The following is a 2,307-nucleotide window of genomic DNA, read 5'->3' as shown; positions in this document are numbered from 1 at the left end:
TGCTCAAAGCCACAAATCGGCGGCTGCAACAAAGCGCTGCGGGAGTTGGAGCAGGCCGGGCACTTCACCTTGCCCGTCTCAAGCATGCCCAAAACCGCCAAAAGCCCACGTCGCCTGAACGTTGCCGTGCCCGAGCCCGTCGATGTGCCAGCGCTTGCAGGCCAAATTCAAGGGCTTGCACTGGTCAAAGTCGCCAGTGTTGAGCAGATGCGCATCTGGAACGAGATGATGATCGCTGAACACCCCCAAGGTGCGGGTCCCCTGGTGGGCTGCCAACTGCGCTACCTGATCAACTCAGAGCACGGCTGGCTCGGCGGCTTTGCTTTCAGTGCTGCGGCCTTGAAGCTGCGTGACAGAGACCAATGGATCGGCTGGAGCGCTGAGCAACACAGCCAGCACCTGCAGCGCGTGCTGGGCATGAGCCGCTTTTTACTGCGCACCAGCGTACATTGCCACAACCTGGCCTCCACCCTGCTGGGGTTGGTGCTGCGCCAGGTGGGTGCAGACTTTGAGGCCCAGTACAACTATCGGCCCTGGCTGGTTGAGAGCTTTGTTGATAACGAGCAGTTCCTGGGCACTTGCTACAAGGCGGCCAATTGGATCGCCATAGGACAAACCCAAGGCCGAGGGCGTCAGGACCGTGACAATAAAGCAGCCAAGTCGATCAAAACCATCTACGTCTATGCGATCGAGCCTGACTGGCGCACCAAGATGGGAGTGGCCGAGCCAGTGGGGTTGCAACCGCTTGAAATCGGCCAAGGGCTCGATGCCGATCAATGGGCGGCACAAGAGTTTGGTGGCGCCAAGCTCGGCGACAGTCGCCTAAACGATCGCATTGTCACAAGCGCACAGGCCCTGGGTGCCATGCCCGGGCGTACCTTGAGCGCGACACGCCAGGGCGACTGGCCAGCGGTCAAAGGCTACTACCGCATGATCGACAAACCCGACGATTGCGCGCTGAATGCTGCGGCCATTCTGGCACCGCACCGCGCGCGAACCGTGCAACGCATGATGGCGCAGCGCACGGTGCTGTGCATCCAGGACGGCACCGACTTGAACTACAACCAGCTCGACCAATGCAGAGGTCTGGGCGTGCTGAGCAAAAACCAGACCGGTGCAAAAACCCGTGGCCTGCACCTGCACTCAACCTTCTGTGTCAGTACCGAGGGTTTGCCGCTGGGGGTGTTGAATGCACAATTCTCAGCGCCCCAGCTCAAATCAGACGCTGACACCCGAGCACAGACAAGCATCCCGATTGAGGAGAAGAAGACCTTCACCTGGATCAAGGGCTTGCGCGACTGTGAGGCCGTGAGCCGACAACTGCCCGACACCCATTTGGTCAGTGTGCTGGACCGGGAGGCTGATTTCTTTGAGCTTTTTGATGAGCAGCGTAAAGCGAACAAGGTTGATTTGTTGGTGCGCGCCAAGCATGACCGTCGCATTGGTGCAAAGGACGGGCATCTGTTTGATTCGGTGCGCAACACCCCAGCCTGTGGCGAGATGGTGATCAAGGTGCCTCGGCAAAGCACGCGCACCAAGAAGAGCAAACAGCAGGCCAAGCCCGGGCATGTGCAGCGCAGTGCCACGGTAGCCTTGCGTTATCTTGAGGTTGAGTTGCGCCCCGCAGCGCATCAGAAGGATAAAGCGCCAATCAAGCTCACGGTGGTGCATATTCAGGAGACCAGCCAGCCCAAAGATGATGAGCCAGTGGAATGGTTTTTACTGACGACATGCGAGGTGTCCGGCCCTGAGCAGGCGCAGGAGATTTTGCATTGGTACTGTCTGCGCTGGCGCATTGAGGATTGGCATCGGGTGCTCAAGAGTGGCTGCAATATCGAGAAGTTACAGCACAAGACGGCAGTGCGGTTGCAGCGCACGATTGCCATCAATTTGGTGATCGCCTGGCGCATCATGCTGTTGACCTTACTGGGGCGCGAGTGTCCGCAATTGGCTGCAGAGGTCTTGTTCTCTGATGTCGAGATGCAGGTGCTCAAGGCTTTGGCTAAAAAAAAGTTTAGCTGAACCCATCCTGCTCGGGCAGGCCGTGCGCTTGGTCGCACAACTCGGGGGCTACATTGGTCGGGCTAAAGATCCTGCGCCCGGACATCAGTTGATGTGGCAGGGCTACGCTTGCCTGCAAATGATGTGCGCCGGCTTCGCGCTTGGCGCAGAGAAGTCAGGATGAAAATAATTGTGGGTAAAGGGCAGGCCTAGCCTGGTAGTCCGTTTCACCAAAACGCTTACATCAAGTCGCGTCTTTTCCATCCAAATCGCGAAGCCCGCCATGACGAAAGCATCCGCCTCCAT

General features: G+C 58.3%; 2 protein-coding genes. One reads left to right on the top strand and one right to left on the bottom strand.

Annotated elements, in window-relative coordinates:
- Positions 1-2,022: IS4 family transposase (locus IBX54_RS14555; RefSeq protein WP_296543372.1), on the top strand; the 2,022-nt coding region annotated here is incomplete at its 5' end.
- Positions 2,023-2,124: 102 nt separating this feature from the next.
- On the opposite strand, the gene IBX54_RS14550 is transcribed toward IBX54_RS14555, so the two are convergent.
- Positions 2,125-2,307, bottom strand: a 183-nt coding sequence (locus IBX54_RS14550) for a hypothetical protein (protein WP_296543371.1), incomplete at its 5' end; no start/stop codon positions are given.

The organism is Rhodoferax sp. (assembly GCF_014859475.1).
GTDB lineage: Bacteria > Pseudomonadota > Gammaproteobacteria > Burkholderiales > Burkholderiaceae_C > Rhodoferax.
The sequence above is the reverse complement of the archived record's forward strand: the minus strand, read 5'-3'. Positions and strand labels throughout refer to the sequence as shown.